The sequence below is a fragment of the Nostocoides sp. HKS02 genome, assembly GCF_009707485.1.
Classification (GTDB): domain Bacteria; phylum Actinomycetota; class Actinomycetes; order Actinomycetales; family Dermatophilaceae; genus Pedococcus.
Map to the genome: position 1 here is coordinate 2,623,267 of NZ_CP046121.1, position 15,203 is coordinate 2,638,469.

The following is a 15,203-nucleotide window of genomic DNA, read 5'->3' on the forward strand; positions in this document are numbered from 1 at the left end:
GAGGTCAGTCGTCGGGGGTCAGACGGGCTTGAGGACCTCGAGGCCGAGGAACGGCTGCAGCGCCTTCGGGACGACCACCGACCCGTCGGCCTGCTGGTGGTTCTCGAGGATGGCCACCAGCCACCGGGTGGTCGCCAAGGTGCCGTTGAGGGTCGCGACGGCGCGGGTGCCAGAGCCCTGTGGGTCCCGCTCGCGGGTGTTCAGGCGGCGCGCCTGGTACGTCGTGCAGTTCGACGTCGAGGTGAGCTCGCGGTAGCGGCCCTGCGTGGGGACCCACGCCTCGCAGTCGAACTTGCGGGCCGCGGGTCCACCGAGGTCGCCCGCCGCCGTGTCGATGACGCGGTAGGGCACCTCGATCTTGGCGAGCATCTCCTTCTCCCAGGACAGCAGCCGCTGGTGCTCGGCGGCGGCGTCCTCGACCCGGCAGTAGGTGAACATCTCGACCTTGTGGAACTGGTGCACGCGGATGATGCCGCGGGTGTCCTTGCCGTGCGACCCGGCCTCGCGGCGGTAACAGGCCGACCACCCGGCATACCGCTTGGGTCCCGCCGAGAGGTCGAGGATCTCGTCGGCGTGGTAGCCGGCGAGAGCCACCTCCGAGGTGCCCGTGAGGAAGAGGTCATCGGCCTCGAGCCGGTAGACCTCGTCGGCGTGCTTGTCGATGAAGCCGGCCCCCGCCATGACGTCGGTCTTGACCAGCGTGGGCGTGATCATCGGGGTGAAGCCGTGCTCGACGGCCTGGGCGATGCCCATGTTCAGCAGCGCGAGCTCGAGTCGGGCACCGACACCGGTGAGGAAGTAGAACCGCGACCCGGCCACCTTGGCGCCGCGCTCCATGTCGATGGCGGCGAGCGACTCCCCGAGGGCGAGGTGGTCGCGTGGCTCGAAGTCGAACTCAGGGATGTCTCCGACCGTCTCGAGCACGACGTAGTCGTCCTCGCCCCCGACCGGCACGCCGTCCTCGACGATGTTGCCGAGCTGGCGCAGCAGGGTGTCGAGCTGCGCCTCGGCGGTCTCGGCCTGGGCCTGCAGCGCCTTGACCCGCGCCGCGACCTCCTTGGACTGCGCGAGCAGCGCCTGCTTGGCGTCGCCCTGCGCCTGGGCTACCTGCTTGCCCATCGACTTCTGCTCGGCCCGCAGCTGCTCGAACTCGGTCAGGGAGGCGCGGCGGGCCTGCTCCGCCGTGAGGATCGCGTCGACGATCCCGTCGTCCTCACCGCGGGCGCGCTGGCTCGCCCGGACACGGTCCGGGTCCTCACGCAGGAGCTTGATGTCGATCACCGGGTCAGCCTAGCGAGCGGTCGGGGGCCGTCCGCCACGCGATTCCCCGTTGCCGACCGCAGGGTCCCGGCCCGATCCTTGGCGTATGCCGTCCGCCTCCACCCTCGCGTCGTTCGCCCTCGCGGCGACGGCGCTGATCCTGCTGCCCGGTCCCGCCATGCTCTTCCTCGTCTCGCGAGGCATCGGGCAGGGGCGGCGGCTGGCGCTCGCCTCGACCCTGGGCATCGAGGCCGCCACGGCGACGATGGTGCTGCTCACCGCGTTCGGGCTGTCCGCACTGATCAGCTCGTCGGTGCTGGCCTTCTCGATCGTGAAGTATGCCGGCGCGGCATACCTCGTCTACCTCGCCGTCCGGGAGTTTCGCGCGCGCGGTCACTTCGCCCTGGCGGCAGCCCCCGTCTCGGGGCCGCTACGCGCCTTCGCCGACGCCTACCTGGTCGGCATCTCCAACCCGAAGACGGCGGTGTTCTTCCTCGCCTTCTTCCCGCAGTTCGTGCACCAGGGATCGGCCGGATCGGGCCCGGTCTGGTCGCAGGTGCTCGTCCTGGGTGCGGTCTTCGTCGTCATCGGCCTCGTCTTCGACAGCACCTACGCCCTCTCGGCGGGCAGCGTCGGCCAGTGGCTGCAGCGGCACCCGAAGGCCGTGGACCGGCAGAGGTTCGTCAGTGGCGGGATCTTCCTCGCCATGGGTGGCGCCGCCGCCCTCACCGGCCACCCGGAACGGCCGGCCTGAGCTCAGGCGCCGACGTCGACGAGGTGGTGGGCCAGGTCGTGCAGGAAGTACTGACCCAGGGTGAGCACGCTGAACTCGGACCCGTTGCTGCGCAGGCCGCGGCGCTGCCAGTCGTCCTCGCCGACCGAGGCAAAGGCCGCCGAGGCGTCGCGCGCCGCGGCGGTCAGCTCCGCGCTGACCACGGCCGGGTCCTGCTCGGCATACCGCTGCGCCACCGCGGTCTCGTCCTGGTCCCAGTTGGGGAACGCCGGTCCGTCCTCGGCGAGCATCAGGTGGACGCGCCCCTCGAAGACCCGGCACACGTCCCGGACGTGACACCCGTACTCCAGGGGTGACCACACCCCGGGCGCGGGTCGGTCTCGGACCGTGGCCCGCGCGAGCACCGTCTCCCACGCAGCGGTGAGCTCGAGGATCTGCGCCGCCAGGTCCTTCGCGGGCACCCGCGCCGCCTCGAAGCCACAGTCCGGGCAGGTCCGCAGCAGCGTCCACGTCCAGTCCTTGTCGTCGGGGACGATCGTCAGCTGGTCATGGGCAGCCTGCTCGTGGTCGGTCACGGGCCCACGCTAGTCGGATCGCTCGCGGGGTTTGCGCGTCCAGCCCCGGGCGAGCGCCCCTGACCTGCACTTACCGTGAGGTAACGTCGCCCCGTGCTTCGTGATCACTCCGGCTGGGTCGCCCTCGTGGCGGTCGCTGTCGTCGTCGTGCTCGCACTGGGCATCGCGGGCTGGGCCGGGATGCGGGTAAAGGCCGGTCGGGGCACCCATCGCCCCCGACGGTGGGGTCGCCGCCCGCACCGCAACGAGTTCCGCCCGGAGGGCTCGGTGTCCGACAGCCCCACCCGCCGGGCCGCGATCATCATCAACCCGACCAAGTTCGACGACCTCGACGCGGTGCGCCGCCGAATCACCGAGCAGTCGGTCTCGCACGGCTGGTCCGAACCCCTCTACATCCTCACCACCGAGAAGGACCCCGGTACCGGCCAGGCCCGCGACGCGGTCGCCCAGGGTGTCGACCTCGTCTGCGCACTGGGCGGCGACGGCACGGTCCGGGCGGTGGCTGCGGCGCTGGTCGGCACGGAGACCCCGATGGGGCTGCTCCCGGGGGGCACCGGCAACCTGCTGGCCCGCAACCTCGACCTGCCCTACGACGACCTGGGCGACGCCCTTCGGGTGGCCCTCACCGGTCAGAACACGCGCGTCGACGTCGGCCGGCTCACCCTCGACACCAGCGGCGAGGACCACCGGCCCGAGCAGCACATCTTCCTCGTCATGGCCGGGCTCGGGTTCGACGCCGCGATCATGGCCGACGCCCCGGAGAAGCTGAAGGCGAAGGTGGGCCCGGCGGCATACGTCGTGTCGGGTGCCCGCAACCTGCGTGGCCCGCAGTTCAAGATCCGGGTGACGGTGGACGACCACGAGGAGTTCACCCGCCGCGCCCGCACCGTCGTCGTCGGCAACTGCGGCAAGCTGCTCGGCGGCCTGGTGCTCATGCCCGAGGCAGAGCTCGACGACGGCCAGCTCGACATGGTGATCCTCTCGCCCAAGGGGGTCGTCGGCTGGGCAGCCATCGCCGCCCGGCTGGCCTCGAAGCGGCGCAAGGGACACCAGCGCGTCGACCACTACACGAGCACCACCATCAAGGTGCGCGCCGACCGGCCCCAGGAGGTCCAGATCGACGGCGACACCCTCGGCAAGGCGCGCGCCATCACCGCAGAGGTCGTGCCCTCGGCCCTGGTCGTGCGCGTCGGATCGCCGCGCTGATGGCACGCGAGGCGCAGTCGGCAGGGCCAGCCCTCTCCCGGGTCGGGCGGCTGGTGCGCGCCATCGTCGCGATGGTGCTGTTCCTGGTCCCCGTGCTGCTGCTGGCGTTCGCCGTGCGGCAGAAGTTCGACCCCCTCGTGCACGCCGACGAGGACCTCATCATCGCGGCCACCAACGCCACCCGGAGCGCTGGCGCCAAGGGTGGGCTGATCGCCCTCCAGGAGATCAGCCAGCCGGTCCGGGTCTACGTCGTGGCCGTGCTGGTCGCCCTCTGGGCCTGGAAGTTCCGGGGCCTGCGCAACCGCGCGCTGTGGGCGATCGTGACGATGATGGTCTCCTGGAACCTCGGGCTCGACGCCAAGCTCCTCGTGCAGCGCGCGCGCCCCGTCATCAAGGACCCGATCTCCCACGCCCCGGGCTACTCGTTCCCCTCGGGGCACGCGTTCAACACGACGGTCATCGCCACCGTGATGGTGTTCCTGCTGTGGCCGCTGATGTCGGCGGCTGGACGCCGGCTCGCGATCACCCTCGCGGTCCTCGCGTCGGTGGCGGTGGGCCTGGACCGGATCTTCCTCGGCGTGCACTTCCCTTCGGACGTGTTGGCCGGGTGGATTCTCGGTTTGGGTATTACGTTCTCCTCATGGCTCGGTTTCATCGGCAGGACGCCCGCGACTTCCTCTTCCGGGCCGTCGCACCCGGCATAGTCCTCTGGGGGGCGATCGTCGGCGTCGGACTGCTCCTCAAGGGGCCGTTGCTCCCCCTCTCGCACGACGAAGAGAGCGTCAGCAAGGACCTGGCGCAGCACCGCACCCCGGTGTGGAACTCCATCACCGCTGTGTGGTCCCACTTGGGCAACACCGAGATCATCATCGGCGTCTGCGTCGTCGTGGTGGCCATCCTCGTGTGGCGCACCCGCGACTGGCGGTTCTCGGTGGTCCCCGCGATCGCCATCGCCCTGCAGGCCACGATCTTCGTCATCGCCACCAACTTCATCGGGCGGCCTCGCCCCGACGTGCCCAAGCTCGACCCGGCCCCGCCCACCTCGAGCTACCCCAGCGGGCACGTGGGGGCCGCGTTCGCGCTCTACCTCTCGTTCACCCTGCTGGCGATGCGGATCGAGCGGGCGTGGCTGCGCTGGCTGACGTCCGTGGTGTGCATGGTGGTGCCCTTCTTCGTGTCCTACGCCCGCCTCTACCGGGGGATGCACCACGTCACCGACGTCGTCGTCGGCATGCTCAACGGTGTGCTTTGCGCCCTCCTGGCGTACGGCTGGTACCGCCAGCGTGCCCGCTCGGTCGAGCCCAACCCGGAACCAGCGAAAGCCAATGCCGTGCGCTGAGGTCGGCACGGTGACAGGATCGAGAGGTGTCCGTACCAACCCGGCCCCGCCCCCAGACGATCTCCTACCCCGCGTCGGAGAGGAGGTCGGCCCGCAACGCCGTGGAGCGCGCCGACCCGCACGTCATCGTCCTGTTCGGCGCGACCGGTGACCTCGCCCGGCGCAAGCTGCTGCCCGGTCTCGCGCACCTCGCCGCCTCCGAGCTCGCTCCCGACATCCGGGTCATCGGCACCTCCCTGGAGGACATGAGCGACGAGGAGTTCCGGACCTTCGCCAAGGAGGCGGTCGACGAGTTCGCCACCCACCCCCTCACCACCGAGCAGTGGGACCGGTTCGATGACACCCTCCACTACATCCCGCAGACGGCCGGTCCGGGACCGCTGCGCGCCGCCGTCGACCGCGCCGAGGAGGCTCTCGGACCCGACGCACGCCGGCTGCACTACCTCTCGGTGCCGCCCAAGGCTGCCCTCGCCGTCCTGCAGATGCTGCGCGAGGCCGACCTGGTGAGCCGCTCACGGGTGGTCATGGAGAAGCCCTTCGGCACCGACCTGGCCAGCGCGATCGTGCTCAACGACACGGTGCACGAGACCTTCGCCGAGGACCAGATCTTCCGCATCGACCACTTCCTCGGCAAGGAGGCCGCGCAGAACATCCTGGCGTTCCGGTTCGCCAACGGCCTGTTCGAGCCGATCTGGAACCGCAACTTCATCGACCACGTCCAGATCGACATCCCCGAGACCCTCGGCCTGGACCAGCGGGCCAACTTCTACGAGTCCACCGGCGCCTACAAGGACATGGTCGTCACCCACCTGTTCCAGGTCATGGCCTTCGTCGCCATGGAGCCCCCGACCGCGCTGGAGCCGCGGGCCATCTCCGAGGAGAAGAACAAGGTCTTCCGGTCGCTGCTCCCGATCGACCCCTCCCACGTCGTCCGCGGACAGTTCGCCGGGTACACCTCGTTGCCCGGGGTGGCGCCGGACTCCGACACCGAGACGTTCATCGCGCTCAAGTGCGGGCTCGACAACTGGCGCTGGGCCGGCGTGCCGTTCTACCTGCGCACCGGCAAGAAGATGGCCGAGGGCGCCCGCATCATCTCGATCGCGTTCAAGGAGGCCCCGCGGTCGATGTTCCCGCCCAACTCAGGGGTCGGCTCGGCCGGTCCGGACCACCTCACCTTCGACCTGGCCGACGAGTCCAAGGTGTCGCTGTCGTTCTACGGCAAGCGCCCGGGGCCCGGCATGCGTCTGGAGAAGATCTCGATGCAGTTCTCCACCCAGGAGACCGAGCGCGCCGGCGACGTCCTCGAGGCGTACGAACGGCTCATCCTCGACGCCATGCGTGGCGACCACACGCTGTTCACGACCGCCGAGGGCATCGAGTCATTGTGGGAACGCTCCCAGCCGTTGCTCGACAACCCCCCGGAGGCCAAGCCCTACCCCGCCGGCACGTGGGGCCCGAACGCCATCCACCAGCTCGTTGCGCCGCACGCGTGGCGGCTGCCGTTCGAGCGGGTCTGGCGCGAGAAGAAGTAGCCGCGGGCCGCAGGTTAGGAGCTACGCAGGGAGCGCAGCCAGGCGCGCGCCTCGCCGAACGCCTCGTCGCTGGTGTGCGGTGTGACCCGGACCGCCGTGCCGTGGGCGGCCGGATAGCTGCCGAGGAACCGAACCTCGGCGCACACCCGCTTGAGGCCGAGCAGCGCCTCGCCCACCCGCTCGTCGAGCACGTGACCCTCGATGTCGATCGAGAAGCAGTAGCTGCCCATCGAGTCCTTGGTCGGGCGCGACTCCAGGCGCGACAGGTTGATCCCGCGAACGGCGAACTGCTCCAGCAGCTCGAGCAGGCCGCCGGCATGGTCGTCCCGCTGGAACAGCACCAAGGTCGTCTTGTCCGCGCCGGTCCGTTCGGGAAGCGCCCCGGGGCGCGACACCAGCACGAACCGCGTGACCGCGGCGGCGTTGTCACCGATGTTCTCGGCCAGCACGGTGAGCCCGTGGTTGCGGGCGGCGACCGGCGCGCACACCGCCGCGTCGTATGCCGCGTGCTCGCCCTCGCCCGCCAGGGCAGCCGCCGCCGCGGCGGTGGACAGCGTCGGGACGTAGGCGGCGTCCGGCACCGTCGCCTCCATCCAGCCCCGGACCTGCGCCCAGGCGTGGCTGTGGGTGCCCACCGCGCGGACCTGGCCGAGCGGCATACCGGGCCTGGCCGCCAGCACGAAGGTGATCGGCACGAGCACCTCGGCGACGACCACGAGCGGGTCTCCGCTGGAGAGGGCGTCGAGGGTCGCGCTGACGCCGCCCTCGACGGAGTTCTCGATGGGGACCATGGCACCGTCGACCTCGCCCGAGCGCAGCAGCGCGAGCGCCGCGTCGACCGAGCCGCACGGGCGGTGCTCAGCCCCGGCAGCGGGCGCCCAGGCGTCCAGCGCCATCTGGGTGAACGTGCCGGCCGGCCCGAGGTAGGCGTAGGTGGTCACGCGTTCTCCTGTCCGGTGCGGGCCGAGGCGAGGGCTTGTTGCTCCTCGGGGGTCAGGGTCGCGTCGGAGCGGCCACCGACGACCCCCTTGGCGTAGGTGCGGGACTCGCCGCGGGCGTGGATCGAGGAGAAGACCAGCCCGTCGCCGCGGTCGTCGACCAGGGCGGCGCTGAACGACAGCCGGCCGCCCATGTCGCCGAAGGCGTCGTAGCGCACCACCGCGACGTGGCGTAGGGCCTGCGCGATGTCGGCCCGGAGGGCGGCCAGGTCACCGGACCCGACCGGCCGCTGACCCTCGTGGTGCCGCAGCCGGGCGCTCATCCTGGCCAGCCGGACCAGGGTGATGACCGCCACGGCCAGCGCCGCCACGGCGACACTGATCGCGACGACGGAGGTCAGCTGCGGATCGGGCACCGGCTCAGCGTATTGGGGGCGCGTCGATAGAGTCGACGCGATATGGAACTTGACCTCATCACCGTCGCCATCGTGTTCGGCGCCATCTTCCTCGTCGAGCTCCCCGACAAGACCTTCATCGCCACGCTGGTGCTCGCCACCCGTTTCCGGCCGCTGTTCGTCTGGATCGGGGTCGTGCTGGCGTTCCTCGTGCAGACCGTCGTGGCGGTCACTGTCGGTGGCCTGCTGGCCCAGCTGCCCAAGCGCCCGGTCGAGATCTTCGCCGCGGGGATGTTCCTGCTCGGCGGCATCCTGCTCCTGCGCGGCGCGGGCAAGGCCGACGAGGAGGAGCAGGAGACCGAGGAGGAGTTCGCCCACAAGGGGCCCGCGAGCGCCGTGGGGCTCAAGGCGATCGCGGTGTCCTTCTCGGTGTTGTTCCTCGCCGAGTGGGGCGACCTGTCACAGCTGCTGACGGCCTCGATGGTGCTGCGTTTCCACCAGCCGCTGTCGGTCTTCCTCGGCGCCTTCCTCGCGTTGGCCACCGTGTCGGCGCTGGGCGCGATCATCGGTCGCGCGCTGCTCACCCGGGTGCGGCTGAGTACGATCCGCCGCTTCGGCGGTGGCGTGTGCCTGCTGCTGGCCCTGCTGAGCGTGCTTCAGATCGCGGGCGTGCTCGGCGCCTGAGTGCAGCGCCCACCAGAGCAGGGCCAGGGCCGCCAGGGTGAAGAACGTGTCGGAGTTCTGCATGATCCGGCCCGGCCACGCGGGCAGCTCGGGGTGGCTGAGCCACGAGATGCCCCACCACGGCATCCGGAAGAGGAAGAACACCGTGACCAGCGCCCCGGCATACAGCCGTCGGCGGTCACGCAGCGGGTCGGCGCCGAGGATCGCGAAGACGACGACGACCATCCAGTGCAGGTGGTGGATCCACGCGACCGGCGACAACAGCACCGCCATGAGACCCACCGCGGCGACCTCGCTGATCGAGTCGCCCAGCCGGTAGGCCCGTCGCGCCAGGGAGAACCCCACGACCCCGACGACGGCGATCAGGGCGATCCAGAGCACGTCGCCGGGCAGCCCGCTCGGGCCGACGCGCAGCAGGAAGCCGCGGATGCTCTGGTTGGACGTACCGCTGTTGGGCCCGAGCCGGCTGGGGTCCTGCAGGGCGCCACCCCAGAACGCGAACGACGCCTCGGGCAGCAGCACCCAGGCGCCGACCGTGACGACGATAGCGGTCACGACCGCGGTGATGGCCTCACGCCAGCGCCGGTTGATGAGGTAGTGGACGACGAAGACGCCCGGCGTCAGCTTGATCGACATCGCCAGCCCGACGAGCACCCCCGCCGGCACCCGCCGCAGCAGGCCGGGTCGCGGCTGGCGCAGGTCCATCAGGCACGCCAGCACCATGAACGCGTTGACCTGACCGAACCTGATCCCATCGGACACCGGCTGGAGCCACAGCATGGGTGCGGTGAGCAGCGCGAGGGTGAGCGGCACGAGCGGTCCGGTGCGGTGGATGAGGCGCCACCCGGCATACCAGACGATCGCGGTGGTGGCCGCGATCTGGGCCGCGGTCCACAGCCAGCCGACGACCCCGAACGGGAGGAAGGCCAAGGGGATCGCGATCACGGCAGCGAACGGGGGGTAGGTGAACGGGAGCAGCTGGGGCGCCTCGGTCATCGCGGAGTAGACGGGGCGGCCGGTGAGGATCGACACGCCGGCCTCGCGGTAGACCTCGACGTCGACCTGCCACTGGTCGAGCGGCCAGAACACGAGGTAGCGCAGCACGGGGATGGCCGCCGCGGCGAGGATGAGGACGACTGCCAGCGTCCAGCGAGCCCGGGGGCTCCACGCCGCGATGCGCCGCGCCAGCGACCGCAGCCGCCGGGCACGACCTGCGGACACGGGGACGGTCGAGGTCGCGGTGCTCACGTGACCATTGTGGCGTGCCCCCGCCCCGTAACCTGTACCGGTGACCCGCCGCGCCCTGATCCTGCTCGTCGGCCTGCTCACGGCGGGGTGCGGCCTGCTGGTTCCCAGCGCGGCCTCCGCGACCTCCATCGCTCCCACCAAGACCCAGACCGGTCCGACGAGCCCCATCATCCTCGTCGGGACCGGCGGGCTGGCCTGGAGCGACGTGTCCGCCCGAAACACCCCCGCCCTCTGGTCCTTCCTGCGTGACGGCTCGACCGCGGCCCTCACGGTGCGCTCGGTGTTCACCAACACCTGCCCCGTCGACGGGTGGCTGAGCCTGTCCGCGGGTGACCGTGCGGCTGCTCCCGCGCCGGCGGCGGGCGGCGAACGCACGCCGGCCTACCCCTGCCCGGCCATCCCCGTCGTCGACGGCGGGTTCGTCCCGGGCTGGGACACCTACGTCCGTGCGGCGGCCGCGACCAAGTTCGGCTCGCACCTCGGCTCGCTCGGCGAGCAGCTCGCCAGCCACGGCCAGTGCGTGCAGGCCGTCGGCCCGGGCGCGGGGGTCGCCGCCGCCTACACCTCCGGTGCAGTGCCCCGGTATGCCGCGTTCGACCCCGCCCAGCTCACTGGGCTGCTGTCGCGCTGCCGCGTGACGCTGGTCGACGTGGGGTCGCTGCGTGACCCCCAGGACGTCCCGGCCGGCGAACAACCGCCTCCGAGCGGCAGCCGGTCGGACCAGGTCAAGGCCATCGACGCCCGGATCGGCGAGGTGCTCGCGGCCGCCCCCAGTGGCTCGGACCTGGTCGTCGCGAGCCTGTCCGACGCCGGGCGCAGCGAGCGACTGCGACTTGTGGCCGCCAAGGGACCCGACTACGCCTCGGGCACGCTCTTCTCGCCGTCCACCCGGCAGACCGGCCTGGTCCAGGCGCCGGACCTCACCGTGACCCTGCTGACAGCCGGCACCGTCCCGATCCCGACCGACCTGGGGGGCGCCCCGCTCGAGCGCGGATCGGTCGACGGCAACTCCGCTGCCGCGGCACAGGGTCGGCTGCGTCAGCTCCTGGACTTCGACCAGGCGAGCCACAAGGTGCATGACCTCGTCCCGCCGTTCTTCGACGCCGTCGTCTACAGCCAGCTGGCCATCTACCTGCTGGCTGCGCTGGTGTGGCGGACGAGGCTCGGGTCGAGCGACCAACGGCGCCGGATGCTGCGCGTCGTGGGTCGGGTTGCCGTGGTCGGTGCGACCGTGCCGGCCTCGACCTTCCTCGCCAACCTCTTCCCGTGGTGGCGCTCCAGCTCACCGATGCTCGCGATCGTCCTGTCCGTCGGCGTCTTCGTGGCCCTGATCTCCGCGATCGCGCTGCTCGGGCCGTGGTCGCGCCACCTGACCGGGCCCACCGCGATCGTCGCCCTCGTCACGGTGCTCGTCCTCGGGGGCGATGTCATCCTCGGGTCCCACCTGCAGGTGTCCTCACTGCTGGGGCTGCAGCCGGTGGTGGGCGGGCGCTACTACGGCATGGGCAACGTGACGTTCGCCCTGTTCGCGACCGCTGCGTTGCTGCTGGCCATCGCCGTCTCGGGGCACTACGTGCGCCAGGGCCGACCGCGCGTCGCAGCGGGGGCTGCCCTCGCCATCGGCCTCGCTGCGGTGGTGGTGGACGGCGCCCCGAGCTGGGGTGCCGACGGCGGCGGCCCCCCGTCCCTGCTCCCGGCCCTGGCCTACCTCGCGCTGGCCATCCTCGGCATCCGGATGACGTGGAAGCGGGGCCTGCTCGTCGGGTGCACGACAGTGGGGCTGTTCCTACTGGTCGGGTTCCTCGACTGGCTGCGGCCGCCGGACTCGCGCTCCCACCTGGGGCGGTTCATCCAGTCGATGATCGACGGCGGCGCCTTTGACATCGTGTCCCGCAAGCTCGACCAGAACGTCTCGATCCTGTTCAGCACCCCCCTCGCGCTGCTCGCGCCCGTCGGGCTCGCGGTGGCCATCGTCCTGCTGGCCCGGCCGACCTCGCGCGGGTCGCGATCACTGCGGCGCTCCTTCGAGGCGTGCCCCACCCTGCGCCCGGGCCTGATCGCGCTCCTGGTCATGCTCACCATCGGGTTCGCCATCAACGACTCCGGCGTCGCGATCCCCGCCAACGGCGCGATCATCGGCATCCCACTCGTCATCGCGATCAGCGTGCGGGTGCTCGAGGACGAGGCGCGGACCACGGCTTCAACCCGCTCCCAGCGACGCGCCTGACCACGCCCTCAGGCGACGCGGCGCAGCCGCCGCCGGGTCCGGCGGTGTACCAGCGCGAGGGCGACGTCGCGGTACTGGCGGGCCCGGTGAAGCTGTCCGCGCCAGTCGGCACCACTAACTCGGTGGTGGAGCTCGCAGGGGACCTCTTCAACCCGCAGTCCGGCGAGCAGCACGTCGACGGTGAGCCCGACCTCGACCCCCCACCCGCGCGCGAGGGGGCTGGCCGAGTCGAAGGCTGCCCGGGTCAGGCACCGCATGCCCGACAACGGCTGCACCGCCTGGAACCCCGTGAGGTCCTCGATCCCGCGGCGGGCCAGGCGGACGACGAACCCCCGGCCACCTCCCCTGGACTTCTGGGGCGGCAGGGTCGCGATCGTCATGTCGGCCCGACCCTGCACCACCGGCGGCACGAGGACGCGGACGTTGCCTGCCGAGGCCTCGAGGTCGCCGTCGACGAACAGCAGCGGGCGCGCCGTGACCCCGGCGGCTTCGACCGACTCGTGTCGCGCCACGTAGTCGGCCCCGGTCGTCATCGCCGCCGCCTTGCCGCGGTTTCGGGCGTGACGCACGACTTCGGCGCCGGCCTCGCGGGCCAGCTCCGCCGTGCGGTCCCTGCTGCCGTCGTCGACCACGACCACGAGGTCAATGCCCGGGATCGCGGCGACGGCGCGGACCGTCGCGGCGATCCGCTGGGCTTCGTCCTTGGCCGCGATGACCGCGGCGACGGTGGCCGACACCTCAGCCAGCCATCAGCGCAGGGTGACCTGGCGGCTCAGTAGCCCCGAGCGGGCCCGGCGCTGCTCGGCAGTGAGGCTCTCGGTCGAGGCGAGCGCCGCGGCATACCGGCTCATGAACGCCGCCAGGGCGTCCTCGTAGTCAGGGCCGGAGCGGTCCGGGTGGAGGTCCCACACCGGCACCAGGAGCCCCGAGGCGCGGAACGCGCCGAGCAGGCGCGTGTCGTCGCCGAGGCCGCTGTCACCAGCGGCGTGGAGCCGGGCCAGGGCGTCGGTGGCGAGGTCCTCGTCGTCGGGCAGCACGAGGCGCAGGTGGGTGCGCTCGCCGATGCGGCACCAGTATGCCGAGTCCGCCGCGGCCAGCTTGGTGGTCGGGATGACCGACTCGTTCGCGCGCTCCAGCGAGGCCTTGCCCTCGTCGTCGAGCTCGGTCTCGCCGACCCAGAAGTCGAACCCGTCGTGGATCGTCACCTCGAGGGGCGCCGACAGGTCGAGCAGGTCCTGCAGCCGCGGTGAGTCCGCGGTGGCCGGCGGCGTGCTGACGACCGGCGTCCCGGTCTCGGCGGTGGCGGCGGCCAGGAGGGCGATCGCGAGGTCGCGGGAGGCGTCGCCCGACATCGACCCCGACTGCGTGCCGACGAAGACCGTGCCGTCGGCCCGGTGCAGGCCCGGCCACGCGAGCGGCAGGACGGTCGCGACGGTGGCTTCGGTCGCGGCACCGTCGGGCGCCTTGCCCGGGGCAAAGCTCACCGACGCCGTCGCGGCCGGCAGGATCTCGCGCATCGCGACCCAGTCGGTCTCGCCCGGGAGCCCCTCGAAGGGGCGTCGCACGAACGGTGCCGGCTCGACGCGTGGCGTGCCGGCCGAACCGTGGTCTGCGCCCTTGCGACGCCGCGATGCCTTACCCATGGCGCAAACCCTAGTGGCCCCGCCGAGGGCACCCGCTCAGTGGCTGCGCCGCCGCGAGGGTCCGCCGAGGGACGCCCAGACGGTCGACCCGGAGCGGTCCTCGGTGACTCCCCACTCGTGGGCGAGGCTGCGGACGATGCGCAGCCCACGACCCGACGGCGCCCAGATCGTGCGCGGCGCGGGTCGGGGGTGCTCTCGCTGCCACCGTCGGTGACCTCGACCTCGACCACGCCGGCCTTGACCTTCCAGTGCACCCGGAGGGTGCCGTCAGCCAGCGGGCGGGCGTGGCGGATGGCGTTGGAGACCAGCTCGGACACCACGATCTCCGCCTCGTCGATGACGGCGGGCGTGACGGCGTGGGTCTGCAGGTCGTCGACGACCGTCTTGCGGACCTCGGCCACCGAAGCCGCGCTCCACGGGACCCGAATGGTCCGCGACACGTCACCGCCCCGAGGAGACGACGACGGCACGGAGCGTTCCGGCCGGTCGCGGCGTGAGGCAGCGGTCATGTCCTGAGGTCCTCGATCATGGGTCAACGGTCGCGAGGAGACTATCGAGTTGCCCGCACAGCGTCGAGAACAGCACGTGGGTGGTTGCTGATGATCGCATCCACACCCAAGTCGAGGCACAGCGAGACGTCCTGCGGCTCATCGACCGTCCAGGCAAAGATTTCGTGGCCGTGTCGCTTCTGGCGCTCGACGGTCTTGGGCCACCGGCGCAGGATCTCGATGTCCAGACCGACGGTGTGGACGCCCTTCGGGAGGGACCCGTCACGGAAGCGCAACGGCACCGAGTCCTCCATGAGGAACACCGCAGGCACCTCGGGGCACAGCTGGCGCATCCGCTGCACCGCGAGCTGGCTGAACGACATGACGCGCACCCAGGGCTTGCCCGGACCGGGCCGGCCGTCGAGGCCGAACTCGGCCAGCATCCGGGCCAGCTCGCGCTCCACGAGCCCGGCGTACCGGTTCGGGTGCTTGGTCTCGATGGCCAGGCCCAGGGGCCGGTCGCTGTGCGCGGTGATCGTGGTGAGCAGGTTGCGCAGGGTCAGCAACCGGTTGCGGTCGCGGTCGGGGAGCTCCTGGTCGTCGGGGTGGAGGGCCTTCCACGACCCCCAGTCCAGCCCCTCGAGCTCGGCCAGCTCGAGGGTGGACACGGTGCCGCGGCCGTTGGAGGTGCGGTTGACCCGCCGGTCGTGGACGCAGACCAGGTGGGAGTCGGCAGTGAGCCTCACGTCGCACTCCAGCGCGTCCGCACCCTCGTCGATCGCGCGCAGGTAGGCCGCGAGCGTGTGCTCGGGTTCGGCCAGGCTGGAGCCGCGGTGGGCGATGACGAGTGGGGTGTGTCGGCTGGTCACGGCAAGGCCTCGGGAGACGGCGTCGTCGAGCACGGTTCCATGCTTCCACACCCGGGGTGCCCGTGC

The 15,203-nt window shown here is 71.6% G+C and carries 15 protein-coding genes and 1 pseudogene; 7 read left to right on the top strand and 9 right to left on the bottom strand.

What is annotated here, in order from left to right; all coding sequences use genetic code 11:
• Positions 1–18 precede the first annotated feature (18 nt).
• Positions 19–1,281, bottom strand: coding sequence for a serine--tRNA ligase (gene serS, locus GKE56_RS12630; protein ID WP_154684840.1), 1,263 nt, complete (start codon positions 1,279–1,281; stop codon positions 19–21).
• A gap of 85 nt (positions 1,282–1,366) precedes the next feature.
• Between serS and GKE56_RS12635 the strand changes: the two genes are divergently transcribed.
• Positions 1,367–2,014 carry a LysE family translocator gene (locus tag GKE56_RS12635; protein ID WP_154684841.1) on the top strand — a complete coding sequence of 216 codons (648 nt, stop codon included), beginning with the start codon at positions 1,367–1,369 and terminating at the stop codon, positions 2,012–2,014.
• Positions 2,015–2,016: 2 nt separating this feature from the next.
• On the opposite strand, the gene GKE56_RS12640 is transcribed toward GKE56_RS12635, so the two are convergent.
• A complete protein-coding gene (locus GKE56_RS12640; protein ID WP_230208952.1) occupies positions 2,017–2,568 on the bottom strand; it encodes a DinB family protein in 552 nt (183 codons plus the stop codon).
• A gap of 93 nt (positions 2,569–2,661) precedes the next feature.
• Here GKE56_RS12640 and GKE56_RS12645 point away from each other — a divergent pair, with 93 nt between their 5' ends.
• From GKE56_RS12645 to zwf, 4 genes are read left to right on the top strand one after another with little or no spacing between them, the layout of a single operon-like run.
• Entirely contained in the window at positions 2,662–3,774 is a 1,113-nt protein-coding gene (locus tag GKE56_RS12645) for a diacylglycerol kinase family protein (RefSeq protein ID WP_230208953.1), read from the top strand.
• Positions 3,774–4,478, top strand: coding sequence for a phosphatase PAP2 family protein (locus GKE56_RS12650; protein WP_154684842.1), 705 nt, complete (start codon positions 3,774–3,776; stop codon positions 4,476–4,478). Before GKE56_RS12645 ends, GKE56_RS12650 begins: the two co-directional genes overlap by 1 nt.
• A complete protein-coding gene (locus GKE56_RS12655; RefSeq protein WP_154684843.1) occupies positions 4,415–5,113 on the top strand; it encodes a phosphatase PAP2 family protein in 699 nt (232 codons plus the stop codon). Before GKE56_RS12650 ends, GKE56_RS12655 begins: the two co-directional genes overlap by 64 nt.
• 26 nt (positions 5,114–5,139) lie before the next feature.
• Positions 5,140–6,645: a glucose-6-phosphate dehydrogenase gene (gene zwf, locus GKE56_RS12660; RefSeq protein WP_154684844.1), complete on the top strand. Its 1,506-nt coding sequence runs from the start codon at positions 5,140–5,142 to the stop codon at positions 6,643–6,645.
• A gap of 14 nt (positions 6,646–6,659) precedes the next feature.
• Here the strand turns inward: zwf and pheA are convergent, their stop codons facing one another.
• Both pheA and GKE56_RS12670 read right to left on the bottom strand, forming a co-directional pair.
• Positions 6,660–7,586, bottom strand: coding sequence for a prephenate dehydratase (gene pheA / locus GKE56_RS12665; RefSeq protein WP_154684845.1), 927 nt, complete (start codon positions 7,584–7,586; stop codon positions 6,660–6,662).
• The gene (locus GKE56_RS12670) at positions 7,583–7,999 is read right to left on the bottom strand and encodes a DUF4446 family protein (RefSeq protein WP_230208954.1); all 417 of its coding nucleotides are present in this window, start codon (positions 7,997–7,999) and stop codon (positions 7,583–7,585) included. The genes pheA and GKE56_RS12670 overlap by 4 nt, the downstream gene beginning before the upstream one ends.
• Before the next feature lie 42 nt (positions 8,000–8,041).
• Between GKE56_RS12670 and GKE56_RS12675 the strand changes: the two genes are divergently transcribed.
• Positions 8,042–8,662, top strand: coding sequence for a TMEM165/GDT1 family protein (locus GKE56_RS12675; protein WP_154684846.1), 621 nt, complete (start codon positions 8,042–8,044; stop codon positions 8,660–8,662).
• A gap of 312 nt (positions 8,663–8,974) precedes the next feature.
• Here the strand turns inward: GKE56_RS12675 and GKE56_RS18325 are convergent.
• Positions 8,975–10,039: pseudogene (locus GKE56_RS18325) on the bottom strand (glycosyltransferase 87 family protein); the annotation flags it as partial.
• Here GKE56_RS18325 and GKE56_RS12685 point away from each other — a divergent pair.
• Entirely contained in the window at positions 9,951–12,137 is a 2,187-nt protein-coding gene (locus GKE56_RS12685) for a hypothetical protein (RefSeq protein WP_230208955.1), read from the top strand. The pseudogene GKE56_RS18325 and the gene GKE56_RS12685 overlap by 89 nt on opposite strands.
• Before the next feature lie 8 nt (positions 12,138–12,145).
• Here the strand turns inward: GKE56_RS12685 and GKE56_RS12690 are convergent, their stop codons facing one another.
• Genes GKE56_RS12690 through GKE56_RS12705 form a run of 4 tightly spaced genes read right to left on the bottom strand, consistent with a single transcriptional unit; the run spans position 12,146 to position 15,170 of the window.
• On the bottom strand, positions 12,146–12,874 hold the full coding sequence (locus GKE56_RS12690) for a glycosyltransferase family 2 protein (protein ID WP_230208956.1): 729 nt from the start codon (positions 12,872–12,874) through the stop codon (positions 12,146–12,148).
• A 12-nt stretch (positions 12,875–12,886) separates the two neighbouring features.
• Positions 12,887–13,702, bottom strand: coding sequence for a DUF5926 family protein (locus GKE56_RS12695; protein ID WP_154685787.1), 816 nt, complete (start codon positions 13,700–13,702; stop codon positions 12,887–12,889).
• The gene (locus GKE56_RS12700) at positions 13,618–14,289 is read right to left on the bottom strand and encodes an ATP-binding protein (RefSeq protein WP_370518395.1); all 672 of its coding nucleotides are present in this window, start codon (positions 14,287–14,289) and stop codon (positions 13,618–13,620) included. Before GKE56_RS12700 ends, GKE56_RS12695 begins: the two co-directional genes overlap by 85 nt.
• A gap of 41 nt (positions 14,290–14,330) precedes the next feature.
• On the bottom strand, positions 14,331–15,170 hold the full coding sequence (locus GKE56_RS12705; RefSeq protein WP_230208957.1) for a glycerophosphodiester phosphodiesterase family protein: 840 nt from the start codon (positions 15,168–15,170) through the stop codon (positions 14,331–14,333).
• Positions 15,171–15,203 lie beyond the last annotated feature (33 nt).

Excerpts from the sequence above, each read along its gene's own strand:
- GKE56_RS12635 (WP_154684841.1), top strand. The coding sequence starts at position 1,367 with ATGCCGTCCGCCTCCACCCTCGCGTCGTTCGCCCTCGCGGCGACGGCG.
- GKE56_RS12655 (WP_154684843.1), top strand. The coding sequence starts at position 4,415 with ATGGCTCGGTTTCATCGGCAGGACGCCCGCGACTTCCTCTTCCGGGCC.
- GKE56_RS12700 (WP_370518395.1), bottom strand. The coding sequence starts at position 14,289 with ATGACCGCTGCCTCACGCCGCGACCGGCCGGAACGCTCCGTGCCGTCG.
- GKE56_RS12675 (WP_154684846.1), top strand. The coding sequence starts at position 8,042 with ATGGAACTTGACCTCATCACCGTCGCCATCGTGTTCGGCGCCATCTTC.
- GKE56_RS12650 (WP_154684842.1), top strand. The coding sequence starts at position 3,774 with ATGGCACGCGAGGCGCAGTCGGCAGGGCCAGCCCTCTCCCGGGTCGGG.